Annotated in this window: 32 protein-coding genes; all 32 read left to right on the top strand. The window is 55.5% G+C overall.

Features of this window, described 5'->3' with window-relative positions; all coding sequences use genetic code 11:
- Positions 1-12 precede the first annotated feature (12 nt).
- Positions 13-2,088 (top strand): elongation factor G, encoded by a 2,076-nt coding sequence (fusA, locus tag B7E11_RS02190; protein WP_080831988.1) that lies wholly within the window; start codon positions 13-15, stop codon positions 2,086-2,088.
- 94 nt (positions 2,089-2,182) lie between these two features.
- On the top strand, positions 2,183-3,373 hold the full coding sequence (tuf, locus tag B7E11_RS02185) for an elongation factor Tu (protein ID WP_080831987.1): 1,191 nt from the start codon (positions 2,183-2,185) through the stop codon (positions 3,371-3,373).
- A 138-nt stretch (positions 3,374-3,511) separates the two neighbouring features.
- Positions 3,512-4,813, top strand: a complete 1,302-nt coding sequence (locus B7E11_RS02180) for a hypothetical protein (protein WP_080831986.1) — start codon at positions 3,512-3,514, stop codon at positions 4,811-4,813.
- A 280-nt stretch (positions 4,814-5,093) separates the two neighbouring features.
- Complete coding sequence (rpsJ, locus tag B7E11_RS02175; protein WP_019006420.1) at positions 5,094-5,402, top strand: 30S ribosomal protein S10; 309 nt, start codon at positions 5,094-5,096, stop codon at positions 5,400-5,402.
- Positions 5,403-5,455: 53 nt separating this feature from the next.
- Positions 5,456-6,076, top strand: a complete 621-nt coding sequence (gene rplC / locus B7E11_RS02170) for a 50S ribosomal protein L3 (protein ID WP_080831985.1) — start codon at positions 5,456-5,458, stop codon at positions 6,074-6,076.
- 29 nt (positions 6,077-6,105) lie between these two features.
- A complete protein-coding gene (gene rplD, locus B7E11_RS02165; RefSeq protein WP_080831984.1) occupies positions 6,106-6,729 on the top strand; it encodes a 50S ribosomal protein L4 in 624 nt (207 codons plus the stop codon).
- A complete protein-coding gene (gene rplW, locus B7E11_RS02160) occupies positions 6,729-7,022 on the top strand; it encodes a 50S ribosomal protein L23 (RefSeq protein WP_080831983.1) in 294 nt (97 codons plus the stop codon). Before rplD ends, rplW begins: the two co-directional genes overlap by 1 nt.
- A gap of 28 nt (positions 7,023-7,050) precedes the next feature.
- Positions 7,051-7,878 carry a 50S ribosomal protein L2 gene (gene rplB / locus B7E11_RS02155; protein ID WP_080831982.1) on the top strand — a complete coding sequence of 276 codons (828 nt, stop codon included), beginning with the start codon at positions 7,051-7,053 and terminating at the stop codon, positions 7,876-7,878.
- Between the two features lie 63 nt (positions 7,879-7,941).
- A complete protein-coding gene (rpsS, locus tag B7E11_RS02150) occupies positions 7,942-8,223 on the top strand; it encodes a 30S ribosomal protein S19 (protein WP_080831981.1) in 282 nt (93 codons plus the stop codon).
- Positions 8,224-8,276: 53 nt separating this feature from the next.
- The gene (rplV, locus tag B7E11_RS02145) at positions 8,277-8,615 is read left to right on the top strand and encodes a 50S ribosomal protein L22 (protein ID WP_080831980.1); all 339 of its coding nucleotides are present in this window, start codon (positions 8,277-8,279) and stop codon (positions 8,613-8,615) included.
- A gap of 13 nt (positions 8,616-8,628) precedes the next feature.
- Entirely contained in the window at positions 8,629-9,297 is a 669-nt protein-coding gene (gene rpsC, locus B7E11_RS02140; protein ID WP_080831979.1) for a 30S ribosomal protein S3, read from the top strand.
- 2 nt (positions 9,298-9,299) lie between these two features.
- Positions 9,300-9,737: a 50S ribosomal protein L16 gene (rplP, locus tag B7E11_RS02135; RefSeq protein ID WP_080831978.1), complete on the top strand. Its 438-nt coding sequence runs from the start codon at positions 9,300-9,302 to the stop codon at positions 9,735-9,737.
- Positions 9,724-9,924 carry a 50S ribosomal protein L29 gene (gene rpmC, locus B7E11_RS02130; RefSeq protein WP_080831977.1) on the top strand — a complete coding sequence of 67 codons (201 nt, stop codon included), beginning with the start codon at positions 9,724-9,726 and terminating at the stop codon, positions 9,922-9,924. Before rplP ends, rpmC begins: the two co-directional genes overlap by 14 nt.
- A gap of 43 nt (positions 9,925-9,967) precedes the next feature.
- On the top strand, positions 9,968-10,231 hold the full coding sequence (gene rpsQ / locus B7E11_RS02125) for a 30S ribosomal protein S17 (protein ID WP_080831976.1): 264 nt from the start codon (positions 9,968-9,970) through the stop codon (positions 10,229-10,231).
- Positions 10,232-10,266: 35 nt separating this feature from the next.
- On the top strand, positions 10,267-10,635 hold the full coding sequence (gene rplN / locus B7E11_RS02120) for a 50S ribosomal protein L14 (protein ID WP_027087361.1): 369 nt from the start codon (positions 10,267-10,269) through the stop codon (positions 10,633-10,635).
- Positions 10,636-10,677: 42 nt separating this feature from the next.
- Positions 10,678-11,031: a 50S ribosomal protein L24 gene (rplX, locus tag B7E11_RS02115; RefSeq protein ID WP_080831975.1), complete on the top strand. Its 354-nt coding sequence runs from the start codon at positions 10,678-10,680 to the stop codon at positions 11,029-11,031.
- 35 nt (positions 11,032-11,066) lie between these two features.
- Positions 11,067-11,609, top strand: coding sequence for a 50S ribosomal protein L5 (gene rplE / locus B7E11_RS02110; protein WP_080831974.1), 543 nt, complete (start codon positions 11,067-11,069; stop codon positions 11,607-11,609).
- Positions 11,610-11,661: 52 nt separating this feature from the next.
- Positions 11,662-11,847 (top strand): type Z 30S ribosomal protein S14, encoded by a 186-nt coding sequence (locus B7E11_RS02105; RefSeq protein ID WP_036580069.1) that lies wholly within the window; start codon positions 11,662-11,664, stop codon positions 11,845-11,847.
- 32 nt (positions 11,848-11,879) lie between these two features.
- Positions 11,880-12,278 (top strand): 30S ribosomal protein S8, encoded by a 399-nt coding sequence (gene rpsH / locus B7E11_RS02100; protein ID WP_080831973.1) that lies wholly within the window; start codon positions 11,880-11,882, stop codon positions 12,276-12,278.
- Between the two features lie 30 nt (positions 12,279-12,308).
- Positions 12,309-12,851, top strand: coding sequence for a 50S ribosomal protein L6 (gene rplF, locus B7E11_RS02095; RefSeq protein ID WP_080831972.1), 543 nt, complete (start codon positions 12,309-12,311; stop codon positions 12,849-12,851).
- A gap of 60 nt (positions 12,852-12,911) precedes the next feature.
- Positions 12,912-13,280 carry a 50S ribosomal protein L18 gene (gene rplR / locus B7E11_RS02090; RefSeq protein ID WP_080831971.1) on the top strand — a complete coding sequence of 123 codons (369 nt, stop codon included), beginning with the start codon at positions 12,912-12,914 and terminating at the stop codon, positions 13,278-13,280.
- A gap of 30 nt (positions 13,281-13,310) precedes the next feature.
- Complete coding sequence (gene rpsE, locus B7E11_RS02085; RefSeq protein ID WP_080831970.1) at positions 13,311-13,808, top strand: 30S ribosomal protein S5; 498 nt, start codon at positions 13,311-13,313, stop codon at positions 13,806-13,808.
- Between the two features lie 12 nt (positions 13,809-13,820).
- Positions 13,821-14,006 (top strand): 50S ribosomal protein L30, encoded by a 186-nt coding sequence (gene rpmD, locus B7E11_RS02080; protein ID WP_080831969.1) that lies wholly within the window; start codon positions 13,821-13,823, stop codon positions 14,004-14,006.
- Between the two features lie 42 nt (positions 14,007-14,048).
- Positions 14,049-14,492 carry a 50S ribosomal protein L15 gene (gene rplO, locus B7E11_RS02075; RefSeq protein ID WP_080831968.1) on the top strand — a complete coding sequence of 148 codons (444 nt, stop codon included), beginning with the start codon at positions 14,049-14,051 and terminating at the stop codon, positions 14,490-14,492.
- Positions 14,492-15,799 (top strand): preprotein translocase subunit SecY, encoded by a 1,308-nt coding sequence (secY, locus tag B7E11_RS02070; protein WP_080831967.1) that lies wholly within the window; start codon positions 14,492-14,494, stop codon positions 15,797-15,799. Before rplO ends, secY begins: the two co-directional genes overlap by 1 nt.
- 58 nt (positions 15,800-15,857) lie before the next feature.
- Positions 15,858-16,502 (top strand): adenylate kinase, encoded by a 645-nt coding sequence (locus B7E11_RS02065; protein WP_080831966.1) that lies wholly within the window; start codon positions 15,858-15,860, stop codon positions 16,500-16,502.
- Between the two features lie 6 nt (positions 16,503-16,508).
- Positions 16,509-17,261: a type I methionyl aminopeptidase gene (gene map, locus B7E11_RS02060; protein ID WP_080831965.1), complete on the top strand. Its 753-nt coding sequence runs from the start codon at positions 16,509-16,511 to the stop codon at positions 17,259-17,261.
- Positions 17,262-17,271: 10 nt separating this feature from the next.
- The gene (locus tag B7E11_RS02055; protein WP_080831964.1) at positions 17,272-17,580 is read left to right on the top strand and encodes a KOW domain-containing RNA-binding protein; all 309 of its coding nucleotides are present in this window, start codon (positions 17,272-17,274) and stop codon (positions 17,578-17,580) included.
- A gap of 2 nt (positions 17,581-17,582) precedes the next feature.
- Positions 17,583-17,798 (top strand): translation initiation factor IF-1, encoded by a 216-nt coding sequence (gene infA, locus B7E11_RS02050; RefSeq protein WP_080832035.1) that lies wholly within the window; start codon positions 17,583-17,585, stop codon positions 17,796-17,798.
- Positions 17,799-17,861: 63 nt separating this feature from the next.
- Positions 17,862-17,975 (top strand): 50S ribosomal protein L36, encoded by a 114-nt coding sequence (rpmJ, locus tag B7E11_RS02045; protein ID WP_003333770.1) that lies wholly within the window; start codon positions 17,862-17,864, stop codon positions 17,973-17,975.
- A gap of 19 nt (positions 17,976-17,994) precedes the next feature.
- The gene (rpsM, locus tag B7E11_RS02040) at positions 17,995-18,363 is read left to right on the top strand and encodes a 30S ribosomal protein S13 (protein ID WP_080831963.1); all 369 of its coding nucleotides are present in this window, start codon (positions 17,995-17,997) and stop codon (positions 18,361-18,363) included.
- An 18-nt stretch (positions 18,364-18,381) separates the two neighbouring features.
- Entirely contained in the window at positions 18,382-18,780 is a 399-nt protein-coding gene (gene rpsK, locus B7E11_RS02035; RefSeq protein ID WP_080831962.1) for a 30S ribosomal protein S11, read from the top strand.
- Positions 18,781-18,850: the final 70 nt, after the last annotated feature.

The following is an 18,850-nucleotide window of genomic DNA, read 5'->3' as shown; positions in this document are numbered from 1 at the left end:
GGAGACAAATGCATGGCAAGGGAGTTCTCCTTACAGAATACGCGCAATATCGGCATCATGGCGCATATTGACGCGGGGAAGACGACGACCACCGAACGGATCCTGTTCTACACCGGACGCGTCCACAAAATCGGCGAAGTGCACGAAGGCGCCGCCACGATGGACTGGATGGAGCAAGAGCAGGAGCGCGGCATCACGATTACTTCGGCCGCCACGACCGCTCAATGGAAGGGTCACCGCATCAATATTATCGACACCCCGGGACACGTTGACTTTACCGTGGAAGTCGAGCGCAGCTTGCGCGTATTGGACGGAGCCGTTGGCGTATTCAGCGCCAAAGAAGGGGTGGAACCGCAATCCGAGACGGTATGGCGTCAAGCCGACCGTTACGGCGTTCCGCGTATCGCTTACGTCAACAAGATGGACATCATCGGCGCAGACTTCCTCAATGTCGTCAAAGACATGCGCGAGCGTCTGCAAGCCAATGCCGTCGCCATTCAACTGCCGATCGGCGCCGAGAACGACTTCAAAGGCATGATCGACCTGATCGAACGGGTTGCTTACGTTTATCAAGACGATCTTGGCAAAGAGCCGCTCAAATCCGAAATCCCGGCCGAGCTTGCGGACAAGGTGGAAGAGCTGCGTCTTGAATTGGTAGAAAAAGTGGCCGAGCTGGACGAGGAACTGATGATGAAGTACCTCGAAGGCGAAGAGCTGACGGTCCCCGAGATCAAAGCGGCTCTCCGCAAAGGCGTCGTCGAAGTGAAAATCTTCCCCGTCGTCTGCGGCTCGTCTTACCGCAATAAAGGCGTTCAGCCGATGCTGGACGCAGTCGTCGACTACCTGCCGGCTCCGACCGACGTACCGGACATCAAGGGTACGCTCGAGGACGGCACGGAAACGACGCGCAAATCGGCCGACGATCAACCGTTCGCCGCGCTTGCGTTCAAAATCATGACCGACCCGTTCGTCGGCAAGCTGACGTTCTTCCGCGTCTATTCCGGCGTTCTGAACTCCGGTTCGTACGTCATCAACGCGACGAAGAACAAGCGCGAACGGATCGGACGGATTCTGCAAATGCACGCGAACAGCCGTCAGGAGATCAGCGTCGTTTACTCCGGCGACATCGCCGCTGCCGTCGGTTTGAAAGACACGACGACGGGCGATACGCTGTGCGACGAGAAGAACCCGGTTATTCTCGAATCCATGAACTTCCCGGAACCGGTTATCCAGCTTGCCGTCGAGCCGAAAACGAAGGCCGACCAAGACAAGATGGGGATCGCTCTGCAGAAGCTGGCCGAAGAAGACCCGACCTTCCGCGCGCATACCGACGAAGAAACGGGACAAACGATCATCGCCGGCATGGGCGAGCTTCACCTTGAAATTCTCGTCGACCGGATGCTTCGCGAGTTTAAAGTCGAAACGAATGTCGGCAAGCCGCAAGTCGCTTACCGCGAGACGTTCCGCCAAGCCGCGAAGGTCGAAGGCAAGTTCGTTCGCCAATCCGGCGGCCGCGGCCAATACGGCCACTGTTGGATCGAGTTCGAACCGCTCGAAGCCGGAGCAGGCTTCGTATTCGAGAACAAGGTTGTCGGCGGCGTCGTACCGCGCGAATACATCGCGCCGGTACAAGCCGGTATCGAAGAAGCGATGAAAAACGGCGTGCTTGCCGGCTTCCCGCTCGTCGATATCAAGGCTACGATCTTCGACGGATCGTACCATGACGTCGACTCCAACGAAATGGCGTTTAAGATCGCCGGCTCCATGGCGCTTAAAAACGCGAAAGACAAATGCGCTCCGGTTCTGCTCGAGCCGATCATGAAAGTCGAAGTTACCGTTCCGGAAGAGTATATGGGCGATGTCATGGGCATGCTCAGCTCCCGCCGCGGACGCATTGAAGGCAGCGATACCCGCCATGGCGCTTTGATCGTCAGAGCGAAAGTACCGCTCGCGGAAATGTTCGGCTATTCGACCGTACTTCGTTCCGGCACCCAAGGCCGCGGCGTGTTCTCGATGGAACTGTCGCACTACGAAGAAGTGCCGAAATCGATCGCGGACGAAATCATCTCGAAGAACAAAGGCGCTTGATCCGTTCTGGATTTGGACGGGCCGAGGCCGGCGCATGCCGGCTTCCCCCGTCAACCCATAAAATTCCTTTACTTATAAGGAGGAGAACATTTCAATGGCAAAGGCTAAGTTTGAACGTACTAAACCGCACGTTAATATCGGCACGATCGGTCACGTCGACCACGGCAAAACGACGCTGACGGCTGCGATCACGACGGTTCTTTCCAAAAAATACGGCGGCGCTGCCGTCGCATTCGACCAAATCGACAAAGCTCCGGAAGAACGCGAGCGCGGGATCACGATTTCCACCGCTCACGTCGAATACGAAACGCCGAACCGTCACTATGCTCACGTTGACTGCCCCGGACACGCCGACTACGTTAAAAACATGATCACCGGCGCAGCGCAAATGGACGGCGCGATCCTCGTCGTATCCGCCGCTGACGGCCCGATGCCGCAAACGCGCGAGCACATCCTGCTCTCCAAGCAAGTCGGCGTTCCTTACATCGTCGTATTCCTGAACAAATGCGACATGGTTGAAGACGAAGAACTGCTTGAGCTGGTCGAAATGGAAGTACGCGACCTGCTGAACGAATACGAGTTCCCGGGCGACGACACGCCGATCATTCGCGGCGCGGCTCGCGAAGCCCTGCAAAACCCGGACGGTCCTTGGGCAGACAAGATCGTCGAACTGTTCGAGCAAATCGATACCTACATTCCGGAACCGGTACGCGACGTTTCCAAGCCGTTCCTGATGCCGGTCGAAGACGTGTTCACGATCACGGGCCGCGGTACGGTTGCTACGGGTCGCGTTGAGCGCGGTACGGTCAAAGTCGGCGACGAAATCGAAATCATCGGTCTTGTCGAAGACAGCCGCAAATCCGTCGTTACCGGCGTTGAAATGTTCCGCAAGCTGCTCGACTCCGCTCAAGCCGGCGACAACATCGGCGCCCTGCTGCGCGGCGTTGACCGCAAAGACATCGAGCGCGGACAAGTTCTGGCCAAGCCGGGTTCGGTTAAGCCGCACACGGAATTCACCGCTCAAATCTACGTCCTGACCAAAGAAGAAGGCGGCCGTCATAAGCCTTTCTTCACGGGCTACCGTCCGCAATTCTACTTCCGGACGACGGACGTTACGGGCATCATCAACCTGCCGGAAGGCACGGAAATGGTTATGCCTGGCGACAACATCACGGTATCCGTTCAACTGATCGCTCCGATCGCCGTTGAAGAAGGCACTCGCTTCTCCATCCGCGAAGGCGGCCGTACGGTTGGCGCAGGCGCCGTCGCTACGATTCAAAAGTAATTTGCCATTCAAGGAGACGCACCCGAGCTTATCGGGTGCGTTTTTTTGCGTTCGGGCGACGGTGCGAAGTTTCGCGCAGATGGAAGCATATGGTATACTTGTATGGCCGCTCATGTTTATTCCTTGGAGGTCATTCCATTGAAATTTGCTAGTTTTGACGGAAAGAAGCCGGGGCAAGCTGCCCCGAACAAGGCGAACGCCAACGGCGCCCGCGCGGCCGATGCTCATTCGTTCGGCGATATTCAGTCGCTTCAGCGGCACCTCGGCAATCAGGCGGTCTCCCGCATGATGGGATTCGGCGGAGGGAGGAAGTCCGAAACCGGCGAGATGCCGATTCAGCGAATGATCAACAACAGCGGCTCGTACAAGGAGCTCAGCGAAAAGTCGCCCGATATCGCGAAGCTCTATTTGCGCCTGGAAGAAGATCAGCAAAAAACGATGAAAAAGATGTGGGAAAGCGAAACGAACTACGACATCGAAAATATGGAACAGCTGCTGGCGGAAATCGAATCGTTTCAAACGGAACGGCTGTCGGAGCTTTATCATCAATCCCGATATTTTCATGCGTCAGATCTCGATAATTATAGCGGCATTTTGAGCAAAGGGCTTGATCCGTCTCATGGAGGAGTCGGCGGAGCTTCCGAAGCGGAGGACGAGTTTTTCGTCGAAACGAGCAAAAACTTCGTTCATGTCGCAACGGACCGGAAAACGGCCGACGAGTATGGCGAAAGGTTGAGCGAAAAGGGAAAAAACCCGAAAATCGCGCGCGTTTTTCTGGACAAGGGTCAACGATCGAAGCTTCTGGTCGACCCGATGCATATCCCGGAAGCCCGGAAAACGAAATCTCTCATACCGCCCGAGCATATCCGGCCGATCGACGAAGAGGTCGAGATGCTCGCGCCCGACTGGAATATAGAGCGGTCGAACGAAGCCATCGCCAGCTCCGTGCTTTCCGGGGACGAAGAAGGCTTGATCGCGCCTCATCGTTTCGGCAAGCTCGCCGATTCGGCATACCGGCGGCGGCGAATCAGCTTCGGCGGATTTTCGGCGGAAACGCGCGACGAGGAAAGAAGCGAGGACGAGAACGATCCGAAAAACGATTACTCGGATATGGCGCAAAACCCGGAAATCATCTCCGATCAGGATTTTAACGAACTAATCAAGCCCTTTTTAGAGGATCAAATCAACATCGACGATGTCGAAAATACGGCGGAGCTGATTAGCGATTTGGCCGTCAACCCCGACGTTTTGGGGCGCGTTCTCGAAAAAGCGAGCAATGATACGCTGACTCGAATGCTACAGATCATCAGGAAAGAGCTCCAAGCCGAGTTCTTCGAAGATTTGATAAAGGAAGCGGAAGCGATCCTAAAGAAACGGCAGCCCACGACGCGCAGGATCTTTCTTGGCGGCAGCCGTCAGCCGAGCAAGCTGCCGAATTGAGTTCCTTCTATTATATAGGAAGAAATACGGTGGATTCGCAAGCCGTTCGCGAGCGGCAGTTTGCCGACGGAACGCCAGTTTATGAAAATGAAAAAATTTTGTTGCAATCGCATGGGCAGATCGCTATAATAGTGAATGTTGGTCTGTGACTGTGCGATGATGCGAGAGGTTGCCGACACACCCGGCCCCTTTGCCATAGAGGGGTGGACGGGACGCTGCCGGGTTATTCTCGCGGAGTATGTCCGATTCCAAAATTGGGCGAATGAAGGAGGGAATTTCTATGGCGAAGCAAAAAATCCGTATCCGTTTGAAAGCCTACGATCACCGCATTCTCGATCAATCCGCGGAAAAAATCGTAGACACGGCTAAACGTACCGGCGCCGGCGTATCGGGACCGATCCCGCTGCCGACCGAAAAACAGGTCATCACGATTTTGCGCGCGGTACACAAGTACAAGGATTCGCGGGAACAATTCGAAATGCGTACGCACAAGCGCTTGATTGACATCGTCAATCCGACACCGCAAACGGTCGACGCATTGATGCGTCTCGACTTGCCGTCCGGCGTGGACATCGAAATCAAGCTCTAATAGGCCATACAAGAACAAAGAAATCCATCGCATGAAGGAAAAGAGGTGTCAACATGAAAGGAATCTTGGGACGTAAAATCGGGATGACGCAAGTGTTCTCCGCTAACGGCAACGTTGTGCCGGTTACGGTTATCGAAGCGACTCCGAACGTCGTGCTCCAGAAGAAAACGGTAGACAACGACGGTTACGAAGCGATCCAGCTGGGCTTCTCCGACAAACGCGCGAAACTGGCGAACAAACCGGAGACAGGTCACGCTAAAAAGGCCAACACGGCGCCCAAGCGCTACATCCGTGAAATCAGCGGTTCTTCCGACCTGGAAGTCGGTGCGGAAGTCAAAGTTGACCTGTTTGCTGAAGGTGAATTTGTTGACGTAACGGGTATTTCCAAAGGCAAAGGCACGGCCGGCGCCATCAAGCGTTGGGGCTTCCAACGCGGCAAGATGACCCACGGCTCCAAGTACCACCGCGGCAACGGTTCGCTCGCCACGATCCGCGACGCCAACCGCGTGCCGAAAGGCAAGAAAATGCACGGTCGTCTCGGCAACGAAACGATCACGATCCAAAACCTTGAAATCGTCAAGGTCGACGTCGAGCGCAACGTAATTCTGATCAAAGGCTCCATTCCGGGCGCTCGCAACAGCTACGTCAAAGTCCGCTCGTCGGTGAAGAAATAATTAAACACCCCTAGAAAGGAGGACCACTCATGCCGAAAGTGACTGTATATAACGTGGACGGCGGCCAAGTCGGCGAATTCGACTTGCCCGAGAGCGTGTTCGGAGTTAATCCGAATACTCACGTGCTGCACAGCGCAGTCGTGAATCAGCTCGCATCCGTTCGCCAAGGCACGCACAAAACGAAAGGCCGTTCCGAAGTTCGCGGCGGCGGCCGCAAACCATGGAAACAAAAAGGCACGGGCCGCGCCCGTCAAGGCAGCATCCGCTCTCCGCAATGGAAAGGCGGCGGCACCGTTTTCGGACCGACTCCGCGCAGCTACGGCTTCAAACTGCCGCGCAAAGTTCGCCGTCTGGCGATCAAATCGGCTTTGTCCAGCAAAGTGATCGGGGGCGAAATTATCGTTCTCGACGCGCTGAGCATGGCCGCTCCGAAAACGAAAGAATTCGCGAAAATTTTGAACAACCTCAAAGTCGAGCGCAAGGCGCTTGTCGTTACCGCCGACTACGAGAACAACGTGGCCCTGTCCGCACGCAACATCCCGGGAGTGAAGTTCGTCTCCGCCTCCGGAATCAACGTGCTTGACGTCATGGTGCATGACAAGCTCATCATCACCAAAGATGCGGTCGCCAAAGTCGAGGAGGTATTCGCGTAATGAAAAACCCTCGCGATATTATTAAACGGCCGGTCATCACGGAACGCACGAGCGAGTTCATCGATCAGCTCAAATACGTGTTCGAAGTTGACATCAAGGCTAACAAAACGGAAATCAAGCAAGCCGTCGAACAAATTTTCAAGGTGAAGGTCGCCAGCGTCAACACGATGCGCGTGCCGCCGAAGCCTCGCCGTTACGGTCGCCACTCCGGGTACTCCTCGGAATGGAAGAAAGCGATCGTGCAACTGTCCGCGGACAGCAAGCCGCTCGAATTTTTCGAAGCGTCTGTATAAAAGTTTATAGGGTAAGGAGGGAAAACCAGTGCCAGTCAAAAAGTTTAAACCGACATCGCCTAGCCGTCGCGAAATGACGATGTCCACGTTTGAAGAAATTACGACGTCGCAGCCGGAGAAATCGCTTCTCGCGCCTTTGCCGAAACGCGGCGGCCGCAACCACCAGGGTAAAATCACGGTCCGTCACCAAGGCGGCGGCCACAAGCGGAAATACCGGATCATCGACTTCAAGCGGAACAAGGACGGCGTGCCCGGACGCGTCGCTTCGATCGAATACGATCCGAACCGTACTTCTTACATCGCCCTGATCAACTACCTGGACGGAGAGAAACGCTACATCGTCGCTCCCAAAGGCTTGAAAGTCGGCGACGAAATCCAATCCGGCGCGGATGCGGACATCAAGGTCGGCAACGCATTGCCGCTTGAAAACATCCCGGTCGGTACGGTTATCCACAACATCGAATTGAAGCCCGGCAAAGGCGGACAGCTCGTTCGCGCCGCCGGCACCGAAGCTCAGCTGCTCGGCAAAGAAGAAAAATACGTTACGATTCGTCTCGCTTCCGGCGAAATCCGCCGCGTTCTGAAGCAATGCCGCGCGACGATCGGCACCGTGGGCAATCAAGACCATGAGCTGATCAACGTCGGCAAAGCCGGACGCTCGCGCAACATGGGCAAACGTCCCGTTGTCCGCGGCGTCGTCATGAACCCGGTCGATCACCCGCACGGCGGCGGCGAAGGCCGCGCTCCGATCGGTCGCAAGTCGCCGATGTCCCCTTGGGGCAAACCGACGCTCGGCTACAAAACCCGCAAGAAGAAAAAAGCTTCAAGCCAATATATTGTTCGCCGCCGCAAGTAAGCTTCATTCGCCTGACGGCGATAACGGCCAGCCCTCATTTCGGGTTGAAAGGAGGATTTTACCATGGGTCGCAGCTTGAAAAAAGGACCTTTCGTCGACGACTATCTGTTCAAGAAAGTCGAAGTGCTTAACGAGTCCAACAAGAAGGTCGTCATCAAAACGTGGTCCCGTCGCTCGACGATTTTTCCGCAATTCGTCGGTCATACTTTTGCCGTATACGACGGCCGCAAACACGTTCCGGTATATGTGACGGAAGACATGGTCGGTCACAAGCTCGGGGAGTTCGCTCCGACGCGCACGTACAAGGGACACACGGACGACGACAAGAAAACGGGCAGAAGATAACGAAGCGTGCGCCGGGCGACCGGCGAACGTAACGTACGGAGGGAGGTACAACGATGGCACAAGAAGCGAAAGCCGTAGCGAGATACATTCGCATTCCGGCCCGCAAAGTCAGACTGGTCGTGGACCTGATCCGCGGCAAGCAAGTGGGCGAAGCGGTCGCGATTCTGCGCCATACGCCGCGTTCGGCATCTCCGGTACTGGAGAAGCTGCTGAACTCTGCTGTGGCGAATGCTGAGCACAACTACCAACTGGACGTAAACAAGCTGGTCATCACCGAAGCTTACGTCAACGAGGGTCCTACCCTGAAACGGTTCCAACCGCGCTCCCAGGGTCGTGCATTCAGCATCTTCAAGCGGACCAGCCACATTACGCTGGTCGTATCCGAAAAATAAGGAGGGACAACGTGTGGGTCAAAAGGTAAATCCCGTCGGTCTTCGCATCGGCATTATCCGCGATTGGGAATCGAAATGGTATGCCGACAAAGATTTCGGCGATCTTCTGATGGAAGACGTCAAAATCCGCGAATTCCTTAAAAATAAGCTGAAAGACGCAGCCGTTTCGCACATCGAAATCGAGCGCGCGGCGAACCGCGTCAACGTAACGATTCACACCGCCAAGCCGGGCATGGTTATCGGCAAGGGCGGAGCCGAAGTCGAAGTGCTTCGCGGCGCGCTGACGAAGCTGACGAACGGCAAAAAAGTTCATATCAACATCTCCGAAATCAAAAATCCGGAACTCGACGCTGTCTTGGTTGCGGAAAGCATCGCTCAACAGCTGGAACGCCGCATTTCGTTCCGCCGCGCGATGAAGCAATCGATTCAACGCACGCTGCGTTCCGGCGCAAAAGGCATCAAAACATCGGTCAGCGGACGTCTGGGCGGAGCGGAAATCGCTCGTACCGAAGGGTACAGCGAAGGTACGGTTCCTCTGCACACGCTGCGCGCCGATATCGACTATGGAACGGCTGAAGCTCATACGACCTACGGACGCATCGGCGTGAAAGTTTGGATCTATCGCGGCGAAGTCCTTCCGGCGAAGAAGAAGAAAGCCGCCGTTGAGGAAGGAGGCAACTGATCATGTTGGTCCCTAAACGCGTCAAACACCGCAAACAGCACCGCGGCAAAATGAAAGGCCAAGCGAAAGGCGGCACGACGGTAAGCTTCGGCGAATTCGGCCTGCAAGCTCAAGAGCCTGCCTGGGTAACGAACCGTCAGATCGAAGCCGCCCGTATCGCCATGACCCGTTACATCAAGCGGGGCGGTAAAGTCTGGATCAAAATTTTCCCTTCCAAGCCGATTACCCAAAAGCCGCTTGAAGTCCGGATGGGTAGCGGTAAAGGTAACGTCGAGAAATGGGTAGCCGTGGTCAAGCCGGGCAAAGTCCTGTTTGAACTCGCCGGCGTCTCCGAAGAGATCGCTCGCGAAGCGATGCGTCTTGCGGCGCACAAGCTGCCGATCAAGACGAAGTTCGTGAAACGCGAAGAACTGGGTGGTGAAGCAAATGAAGGCCAGTGAATTCCGTAACCTGACTTCGGTTGAAATCGAACAGAAAGTCGCCGGTTTCAAGGAAGAATTGTTTAACCTCCGTTTCCAACTGGCTACCGGTCAATTGGACAATCCGCACCGCATTCGCGAGCTGCGCAGACAAATCGCCCGGGCCAAAACCATTTTGCACGAACGTGAACTCGGCATCGGTTCTTGACCGGCCATAAACCCGAACAACGTACTCGGGAAGGAGGATACCCATGAGCGAACGCAATGCCCGCAAGGTACAGATCGGCAAAGTCGTCAGCGACAAGATGGACAAAACGATCGTCGTTTCCGTAGAAACCTACAAGAAACACAGCCTGTACCACAAACGCATTAAATACACGAAGAAATTCAAAGCTCACGACGAGAACAACGAAGCGAAAATCGGCGATACCGTGAAAATCATGGAGACCCGCCCTCTGTCCAAGGACAAAAGATGGCGCCTGGTCGAAGTTACCGAGAAAGCCGTTATTCTCTAATACCGACATTTAACGACTGAAAGGAGGAACCTGCGATGATTCAACCGTTTACGAGACTGGCCGTAGCCGACAACTCCGGCGCGAAGGAACTGATGTGCATTCGCGTGCTGGGCGGTACGGGACGCCGTGTCGGTCACATCGGGGACCTGATCGTTGCTTCCGTCAAACAAGCAACACCAGGGGGCGTTGTCAAGAAAGGCGACGTCGTCAAATGCGTAATCGTTCGTACGAAACGTTCGGTGCGGCGTAAGGACGGCTCCTATATCGCATTCGACGAAAATGCGGCTGTTATCGTTAAGGAAGACAAGAGCCCGCGCGGTACGCGGATCTTCGGACCTGTCGCTCGCGAGCTGCGCGAACGCGACTTTATGAAAATCATTTCCTTGGCGCCGGAAGTCCTGTAACCTCCGAAGCGTCCCAAGTAAAACAGGCTAGGAGGTGTACTCATGCCCCGTTTGAAAAAAGTGCTGGAATCGCACAACAATAAATTGCACGTGAAGAAAGACGATAACGTCATCGTCATCACCGGCAAGGACAAGGGCAAGAAAGGCCGCGTCATCGCCGCTTACCCGCGCGAAAACCGCGTGCTGGTCGAAGGCGTGAACATGGTCAAGAAACATACCCGTCCTTCCACGAACAATCCGCAAGGCGGCATCATCGAGCAAGAAGCTCCGATTCACGTGTCCAACGTCATGCACGTCGATCCGAAGAGCGGCAAGCCGACCCGTATCGGTCACAAAGTGCTTGAGAACGGAAAGAAAGTTCGGATCGCCAAGCGTTCCGGCCAAGAAATCGACTAATTTCAATCCAGACGGAAAGGAGGTCGCTTTGACAGATGGCAGCAAGATTGAAAGAACGTTTCCTCAACGAGATCACTCCTGCGCTGATGCAGAAGTATAGCTACAAATCGGTCATGCAAGTGCCGAAAATCGAAAAAGTCGTCATCAACATGGGCGTAGGCGATGCGGTCCAAAACTCCAAAGTGCTGGACTCGGCCGTCGAAGATTTGCAAAAAATCTCCGGCCAGAAACCGGTCGTCACCCGCGCGAAGAAGTCCATCGCAGGTTTCCGCCTTCGCGAAAACGCGCCGATCGGCGCCAAGGTCACGCTGCGCGGCGACCGGATGTATTTCTTCCTCGACAAGCTGTTCAACATTTCGCTTCCGCGCGTTCGCGACTTCCGCGGCGTATCGACGAAATCGTTCGACGGACGTGGGAACTACACGCTCGGCATCAAAGAACAACTGATCTTCCCGGAAATCGAGTACGACAAGATCGACAAGATTCGCGGGATGGATATCGTGATCGTAACGACTGCTAATACGGACGAAGAAGCGCGCGAACTGCTGTCCCAATTGGGCATGCCGTTCTCGAAGTGACGTCGCCCACCTGGCCAGCGAGCCAAGGCCCAATCGGGAGGTGTGAAAGCAAGTGGCAAAAACGTCGATGAAAATCAAGCAACAACGTGCACCGAAGTTTAAAGTCCGTGCTTACACGCGGTGTGAGCGTTGCGGACGTCCGCATTCCGTGTTGCAAAAGTTTAAAATTTGCCGGATTTGTTTCCGCGAATTGGCGTATAAAGGCCAGATTCCTGGCGTTAAAAAAGCGAGCTGGTAATCAGCCTAGTTACGGAAGGAGGTTTACCCCCCATGGTTATGTCTGACCCTATTGCAGATATGTTGACGCGCATTCGCAACGCGAACCTGGTTCGTCACGAGACGGTCGAGCTTCCTGCTTCCACGGTGAAAAAGCAGATTGCCGAAATTCTCAAGCGCGAAGGGTTCATCCGCGACGCCGAATATATCGAAGACAACAAGCAAGGCCTGATCCGTATTTTCCTGAAATACGGTCAAAACAACGAGCGCGTCATCACGGGTCTGAAACGCATCAGCAAACCCGGCCTGCGCGTTTACACGAAATCGAACGAAATTCCGCGCGTACTGGGCGGCCTCGGGATCGCGATCATTTCGACGTCCAAAGGCATCGTCACCGACAAGGAAGCCCGTCAGTTCAAGTCCGGCGGCGAAGTGCTCTGCTACGTCTGGTAATTCAACCCGCAAACGATTGGAGGTGTACCCATGTCCCGTATCGGACGCAAACCGATCCAGGTGCCTAACGGCGTGAACGTGAGCCTGGAGGAAAATCAAATTACGGTCAAAGGGCCGAAAGGCACTTTGTCCCGCGCTTTGCATAAAGACATCAAAGTTTCGATCGAAGGAAACGTCATTTCCGTCGAACGTCCTTCCGATCATAAGCTGCACCGCTCGCTGCACGGTACGACCCGTTCGATCGTCGCGAACATGGTCAGCGGCGTAACCGAAGGTTACTCCAAAAATCTCGAGCTTGTCGGCGTCGGCTACCGCGCCAGCAAATCCGGCGAGAAACTCGTTCTGAACGTAGGTTACTCCCATCCGGTCGAATTCGTTCCGGAAGGCGGCATCGAATTCGAAGTGCCGGCTCAGAACAAAATCGTCGTCAAAGGCATCGACAAAGAAGCCGTGGGCGCCATCGCCGCCAAAGTGCGCGCCGTTCGTCCGCCCGAGCCTTACAAAGGCAAAGGGATCAAGTACGAAAACGAGCGCATCATCCGCAAGGAAGGCAAAGCCGGCAAAAAGAAATAATGAAGCGGCGGCATAGGGCCGCGGCTTAACGGTCAGGAAGAAAGGAGATGAACTCCGTAAATGATCACCAAAGGCGATAAAAACAAAGCCCGTTTGAAACGTCATCTGCGCGTTCGCAAAAAGATCAGCGGAACGACCGAACGTCCGCGTCTGTCCGTGTTCCGTTCCTCCAAGCACATCTACGCTCAACTGATCGACGACGTCAAGGGCGTTACGATCGCATCCGCGTCGACGCTTGACAAGGAATTGGCTCCGCAAATCGGCAACGGCGGCAGCGTCGAATCCGCTGCTAAAGTCGGCGAACTGATCGCGAAACGCGCGAAAGATAAAGGTCACGAAAACGTCGTGTTCGACCGCGGCGGCTATCTTTACCACGGACGCATTCAAGCTCTGGCGGACGCAGCCCGCGAAGCCGGACTCAAGTTTTAATTCACTACGGAAACAAGGAGGGTAAACGACTTGCGTGTAGATCCGAATACGTTGGAACTTACTGAAAAAATGGTCCAGATCAACCGCGTTTCCAAAGTCGTCAAAGGCGGCCGCCGCTTCAGCTTCAGCGCGCTCGTCGTTGTCGGCGACGGCAACGGCTGGGTCGGCGCCGGCATCGGCAAAGCGTCCGAAGTTCCGGACGCGATCCGCAAAGGCGTCGAGGACGCAAAGAAAAATCTCGTTTTCGTCCCGCTGGTTGGCAAGACGATTCCACATTCCGTCATGGGTCAATTCGGCGCCGGCAAAGTGCTGCTGAAACCGGCATCCGAAGGTACGGGCGTTATTGCGGGCGGTCCTGTCCGCGCCGTACTGGAACTCGCCGGAGTCGGCGATATTTTGACGAAATCGCTGGGCTCTTCCAACTCCATCAACATGGTTAATGCGACGTTGGAGGGACTTTCCCGACTGAAACGCGCCGAAGACGTGGCGAAGCTCCGCGGCAAAACCGTGGAAGAGCTGTTAGGTTAAGGAGGGGACACCATGGCGAAATTGCAAATCACCCTCGTTCGCAGCCTGATCGGCCGTCCGGGAGATCAACGCCAGACGGTTCAATCGCTTGGACTGCGCAAGCTGAATCAATCGGTCGTCAAAGAAGACAACGCCGCGATCCGCGGCATGATCAACCATGTCAGCCACCTGATCAAGGTTCAAGAGATCAACGGCTAATACGGCACGCAATCGCAAAATAATCAAGGAGGTGCGACAACGATGAAATTGCACGAACTTTCTCCTGCCGAAGGTTCCAAGTTCAGCCGCAAGCGCGTCGGTCGCGGCATCGGCAGCGGCATGGGCAAAACGTCCACGCGCGGCCACAAAGGCCAAAACGCTCGTTCGGGCGGCGGCGTTCGCCCGGGCTTCGAGGGCGGCCAAAACCCGTTGTACCGTCGCCTTCCAAAGCGCGGTTTCAACAACGACCGTTTCGCTCTGGAGTTCGCGATCGTAAACTTGGAACAGCTTAGCGGGTTTGAGGCGGGCACGGAAGTAACGCCGGAGCTGCTTCTCGAAAAAGGGATCATCAAAAACCCGAAGGACGGCATCAAAATTCTGGCGGGTGGCGAACTGAGCGTAGGCTTGACAGTCAAGGCCCACAAGTTTTCGAAATCCGCTGTAGAAAAAATCCAGGCCGCCGGCGGTAAAACCGAGGTGATCTAATGTTCGCGACCGTCTCCAACATTTGGAAAGTAGAGGACCTTCGCAAGAGGATCCTGTTTACCCTTTTCATCCTGCTTGTCTATCGCTTGGGTTCCTTCATTCCGGTACCGAACATTGACAAAGACGTCCTCACCATGGCCAACGAACAGGGCAACGAGCTGTTCGGCCTGCTCAACACGTTCTCCGGCGGCGCCTTGTTCCAATTCTCCATCTTCGCGCTGGGGATTTTGCCTTACATTACGGCATCGATCATCGTTCAGTTGCTCTCGATGGACGTCATTCCGAAATTCGCGGAATGGGCCAAGGAAGGCGAAAACGGCAAGCGCAAGCTGGCGCAGGTTACGCGTTACGGGACGGTCATTCTGGCAGTGATTCAATCGTTCGCAACCGCGATCGGATTCAACCGGATCTACAATTACGATATGGTGCTCGATCCTTCGTGGTCGACCTATATCATGATTGCGATCGTATTGACGGCAGGTACCTCTTTCCTTATGTGGCTCGGTGAGCAAATCAACGAAAAAGGCATCGGCAACGGGATTTCGATCCTGATGTTCGCGGCGATCGTTTCGGCCATTCCGGGCTATGTCCGCGACATTTATGCGGATAAGTTCGTGAATGCCTCCGGTCAGCTGTTCATGAATATCGTCCAGGTCGTGCTGATTGTCGTGCTGATCGTCGCGATGATCGTCGGGGTCATCTTTATCCAGCAAGGCGTGCGCAAAATACCGGTGCAATACGCGAAACGCGTCGTCGGACAGAAAATGTACGGCGGCCAATCGACGCACATTCCGCTCAAGGTGAACGGCGCGGGCGTCATTCCGGTCATTTTCGCCTCCTCGCTGCTGATGTTCCCCATTACGATCGCCCAATTCTGGGCGGGCCATGGCTGGGCGAACTGGATCATCAACCATCTTTACTACGATAGACCGCTCGGCATGGTGCTGTACGTCCTGCTGATTATCGGATTCACGTTCTTCTATACGTTCGTGCAATTCAATCCTCAGCAGCTGGCCGACAACATGAAGAAGAACGGCGGCTACATTCCGGGCATCCGTCCGGGCAAGCCGACCTCGGGCTACCTGATGCGCGTCATCACCCGCATCACGCTCGCGGGCGCGATTTTCCTCGCGGTCATATCGGTCATCCCGGTGTTCTTCGGATTGATTTTCGGATTGCCGAGAAGCGTTCAATTGGGCGGCACTTCGCTGCTCATCGTCGTCGGCGTCGCGCTGGAAACGATGAAGCAGGTCGAGAGCCAATTGATCAAGCGCCACTACAAAGGGTTTATCACGAAAAAGTCATAAGCATCGAAACGGCATTGCCTCAGCGGGCGATGCGGTTTACGCCTTGGGAGGAACAACGATGAACATTCTGTTTATGGGGCCTCCAGGCGCCGGCAAAGGCACGCAGGCCGAAAGGATCGTTGCCGAATTCGGCATTCCTCACATCTCGACCGGCGATGCGTTTCGTTTGGCCATGAAGGAGGGCACTCCGCTTGGCCAGAAGGCGAAGGAATACGTGGACAAAGGCTTGCTCGTTCCCGACGAGGTGACCAACGGGATCGTGCGCGACCGGCTTTCCCTGGACGATTGCAAAAGCGGCTTCCTGCTCGACGGGTTCCCGCGCACGATCGCCCAAGCGGAAGCGCTGGACGCGATGCTTGCCGAAATGGGCCGCAAGATCGACCATGTCATCAACCTGAAGGTGGACCGCAGCTTTCTGCTTGCCCGCCTGACGGGACGGAGGATCTGCAAGCAATGCGGCGCCACTTACCATACCATTTTCAATCCGCCGAAGGTGCCCGGTGTATGCGATAAAGACGGCGGAGAGCTGTACCAGCGCTCCGACGATACGGAAGAGAAGGTCGGTACCCGTCTCGACGAGTACACGAGCAAAACGGCCCCGCTGCTTGATTATTACGGCGACAAAGGCTTGCTCCGGGAACTGGACGGAGAGAAGGAGATCGACGCCGTGACGGCCGAAATCGCTTCTCTTCTGAGAGGGTAACGAGCGATGATCGTTTGCAAGTCCGAAGCCGAATTAAGCTTGATGCGCGAAGCCGGACGGATTGTGGCCGAAACGCATCGCCTGATGAAACAGGCGATCGTGCCGGGAATAACGACCGGAGAGTTGGACCGGATTGCCGAAGATTTCATCCGCAGCCAGGGTGCCGTACCTTCTTTTAAAGGCTATAACGGTTTTCCAGCCAGCATTTGCGCTTCCGTCAACGAGGAGCTCGTACACGGATTCCCCGGACCGCGGAAGCTGAATGAGGGCGATATCATCAGCATCGATATCGGCGCCCAGTACAAGGGGTACCACGGCGACTCCGCCTGGACGTACGGCGTCGGCAAGATCAGCGAAGAGGCGCAGCGGCTGCTGGATGTGACGGAAGCGTCTTTGTATGCCGGTCTTGCGCTCGTTCGTCCGGACGTTCGGCTGTTCACGATCTCTCACGGGATCCAGAAGGCGATAGAGGCTGCCGGTTTTTCGGTCGTTCGCGAATATGTCGGACACGGCGTCGGAACGAAGCTGCACGAGGAGCCGCAAATCCCGAACTACGGCGTTCCCGATCGGGGGCCGCGGCTTAAGCCCGGCATGACGCTGGCGATCGAGCCGATGGTCAACGTCGGCGAGCGTTACGTGAAGACGCTGGCCGACAACTGGACGGTCGTGACGGTCGACGGATCCTTGTGCGCGCATTTCGAGCATACGATTGCCGTAACCGACGACGGGTACGAGATTTTGACCCGAACGGAAGCTTAGGTGAATCGCGATGACGGAACAAGCAAGGTTTTCTCCCGGAGACATCGTGAGAAGCCGTCGCGGGAAGGACGAGGGACAGCTTCTGGTCATTATCGGGCTCGAGAGCGAGCGAATCGCGCTCGTGGCGGATGGCGACCTGCGGCGGTTCGATCGTCCCAAACGTAAAAATGTGCTGCATCTCGAACCGATCGGGATCGCAAGCGACGAAGTCGCAAGCAGCCTCCGCGAAACCGGACGCGTCACGAACGGGAAGCTACGTTTTGCGATCGTAAGCGCTAAGCGACAGCTTGAAGCGCATGCTGAAGAGAAAGGGGAATGACGGTGGCCAAAGAGGACGTCATTGAGGTTGAAGGAACGGTCATCGAACCGCTCCCGAACGCGATGTTCAAAGTGGAGCTCGAGAACGGACACCAGATTCTGGCGACCGTTTCCGGCAAATTGCGGATGCACTTTATCCGTATCCTTACGGGTGATAAAGTGGTGATACAGCTGTCGCCGTACGATCTTACGCGCGGCCGCATCACGTACCGCAAATAGTTCGTCCGGTCTGCCATCCGCGTGACGATCGATTCGGATCGTACATTAAGGAGGTTATCTATCATGAAGGTGAGACCTTCGGTCAAGCCCATTTGCGAAAAATGCAAGGTCATCCGTCGCAAAGGCAACGTGATGGTCATTTGCGAAAATCCGAAACACAAACAAAAACAAGGCTAAGAGGAGGTGCTTCTTACGCATGGCACGTATTGCTGGTGTTGACCTTCCCCGCGACAAACGCGTGGAAATTGCCCTGACGTACATCTTCGGGATCGGCAAAACGACGTCCCAGAAGATTCTTGCGACATCCGGCATCAACCCGGATACCCGCGTTCGGGATCTGACCGAGGACGAGGTATCCCGTTTGCGCGAGACGATCGACAAAACGCAAAAGGTCGAAGGCGACCTGCGCCGCGAAATCGCGCTGAACATCAAGCGCCTGATCGAAATCGGCTGCTACCGCGGAGTCCGTCATCGTCGCGGCCTGCCTGTCCGCGGCCAACGCACCAAAACGAATGCCCGCACGCGCAAAGGTCCGCGCCGTACGGTTGCGAATAAGAAAAAATAATAAGGGGGGATAACCAACATGGCACAAAAGGGCAAGAAAGTCGTCCGCACGAAACGTCGCGACCGGAAAAATATCGATTCAGGCGTCGCGCACATCCGCTCGACTTTCAACAACACGATCGTGACGATCACCGACCCGCACGGCAACGCCGTATCCTGGGCAAGCTCCGGCAACATGGGCTTCAAAGGCTCGCGCAAAAGCACGCCGTTCGCCGCTCAAATGGCTGCGGAAACCGCCGCTCGCGCCGCGATGGAGCACGGCATGCGTATTGTTGAAGTCATGGTCAAGGGTCCCGGCGCCGGCCGCGAAGCGGCGATTCGTTCGCTGCAAGCTGCCGGACTCGAAGTCAGCATGATCAAAGACGTCACGCCGATCCCTCATAACGGATGTCGTCCTCCGAAACGCCGTCGCGTATAATGCGCGCTCCTATGTGGTATCAAACAAAAACAACTTGTGAATAATGGTTGTAATGGTTAGGCATACTACA

Origin of the sequence: Cohnella massiliensis (genome assembly GCF_900169535.1) — a bacterium.
Lineage (GTDB): Bacteria > Bacillota > Bacilli > Paenibacillales > Paenibacillaceae > Cohnella > Cohnella algarum.
This window is presented reverse-complemented; position numbering and strand designations above follow the sequence as displayed.

What these genes read in the sequence shown, in the direction of transcription:
- fusA (WP_080831988.1), top strand. Translation starts at nt 13, where the DNA reads ATGGCAAGGGAGTTCTCCTTACAGAATACGCGCAATATCGGCATCATG.
- tuf (WP_080831987.1), top strand. Translation starts at nt 2,183, where the DNA reads ATGGCAAAGGCTAAGTTTGAACGTACTAAACCGCACGTTAATATCGGC.
- rpsJ (WP_019006420.1), top strand. Translation starts at nt 5,094, where the DNA reads ATGGCGAAGCAAAAAATCCGTATCCGTTTGAAAGCCTACGATCACCGC.
- rplC (WP_080831985.1), top strand. Translation starts at nt 5,456, where the DNA reads ATGAAAGGAATCTTGGGACGTAAAATCGGGATGACGCAAGTGTTCTCC.
- rplD (WP_080831984.1), top strand. Translation starts at nt 6,106, where the DNA reads ATGCCGAAAGTGACTGTATATAACGTGGACGGCGGCCAAGTCGGCGAA.
- rplW (WP_080831983.1), top strand. Translation starts at nt 6,729, where the DNA reads ATGAAAAACCCTCGCGATATTATTAAACGGCCGGTCATCACGGAACGC.
- rpsS (WP_080831981.1), top strand. Translation starts at nt 7,942, where the DNA reads ATGGGTCGCAGCTTGAAAAAAGGACCTTTCGTCGACGACTATCTGTTC.
- rplV (WP_080831980.1), top strand. Translation starts at nt 8,277, where the DNA reads ATGGCACAAGAAGCGAAAGCCGTAGCGAGATACATTCGCATTCCGGCC.
- rplP (WP_080831978.1), top strand. Translation starts at nt 9,300, where the DNA reads ATGTTGGTCCCTAAACGCGTCAAACACCGCAAACAGCACCGCGGCAAA.
- rpmC (WP_080831977.1), top strand. Translation starts at nt 9,724, where the DNA reads ATGAAGGCCAGTGAATTCCGTAACCTGACTTCGGTTGAAATCGAACAG.
- rpsQ (WP_080831976.1), top strand. Translation starts at nt 9,968, where the DNA reads ATGAGCGAACGCAATGCCCGCAAGGTACAGATCGGCAAAGTCGTCAGC.
- rplN (WP_027087361.1), top strand. Translation starts at nt 10,267, where the DNA reads ATGATTCAACCGTTTACGAGACTGGCCGTAGCCGACAACTCCGGCGCG.
- rplX (WP_080831975.1), top strand. Translation starts at nt 10,678, where the DNA reads ATGCCCCGTTTGAAAAAAGTGCTGGAATCGCACAACAATAAATTGCAC.
- rplE (WP_080831974.1), top strand. Translation starts at nt 11,067, where the DNA reads ATGGCAGCAAGATTGAAAGAACGTTTCCTCAACGAGATCACTCCTGCG.
- rpsH (WP_080831973.1), top strand. Translation starts at nt 11,880, where the DNA reads ATGGTTATGTCTGACCCTATTGCAGATATGTTGACGCGCATTCGCAAC.
- rplF (WP_080831972.1), top strand. Translation starts at nt 12,309, where the DNA reads ATGTCCCGTATCGGACGCAAACCGATCCAGGTGCCTAACGGCGTGAAC.
- rplR (WP_080831971.1), top strand. Translation starts at nt 12,912, where the DNA reads ATGATCACCAAAGGCGATAAAAACAAAGCCCGTTTGAAACGTCATCTG.
- rpmD (WP_080831969.1), top strand. Translation starts at nt 13,821, where the DNA reads ATGGCGAAATTGCAAATCACCCTCGTTCGCAGCCTGATCGGCCGTCCG.
- rplO (WP_080831968.1), top strand. Translation starts at nt 14,049, where the DNA reads ATGAAATTGCACGAACTTTCTCCTGCCGAAGGTTCCAAGTTCAGCCGC.
- secY (WP_080831967.1), top strand. Translation starts at nt 14,492, where the DNA reads ATGTTCGCGACCGTCTCCAACATTTGGAAAGTAGAGGACCTTCGCAAG.
- B7E11_RS02065 (WP_080831966.1), top strand. Translation starts at nt 15,858, where the DNA reads ATGAACATTCTGTTTATGGGGCCTCCAGGCGCCGGCAAAGGCACGCAG.
- map (WP_080831965.1), top strand. Translation starts at nt 16,509, where the DNA reads ATGATCGTTTGCAAGTCCGAAGCCGAATTAAGCTTGATGCGCGAAGCC.
- B7E11_RS02055 (WP_080831964.1), top strand. Translation starts at nt 17,272, where the DNA reads ATGACGGAACAAGCAAGGTTTTCTCCCGGAGACATCGTGAGAAGCCGT.
- rpmJ (WP_003333770.1), top strand. Translation starts at nt 17,862, where the DNA reads ATGAAGGTGAGACCTTCGGTCAAGCCCATTTGCGAAAAATGCAAGGTC.
- rpsM (WP_080831963.1), top strand. Translation starts at nt 17,995, where the DNA reads ATGGCACGTATTGCTGGTGTTGACCTTCCCCGCGACAAACGCGTGGAA.
- rpsK (WP_080831962.1), top strand. Translation starts at nt 18,382, where the DNA reads ATGGCACAAAAGGGCAAGAAAGTCGTCCGCACGAAACGTCGCGACCGG.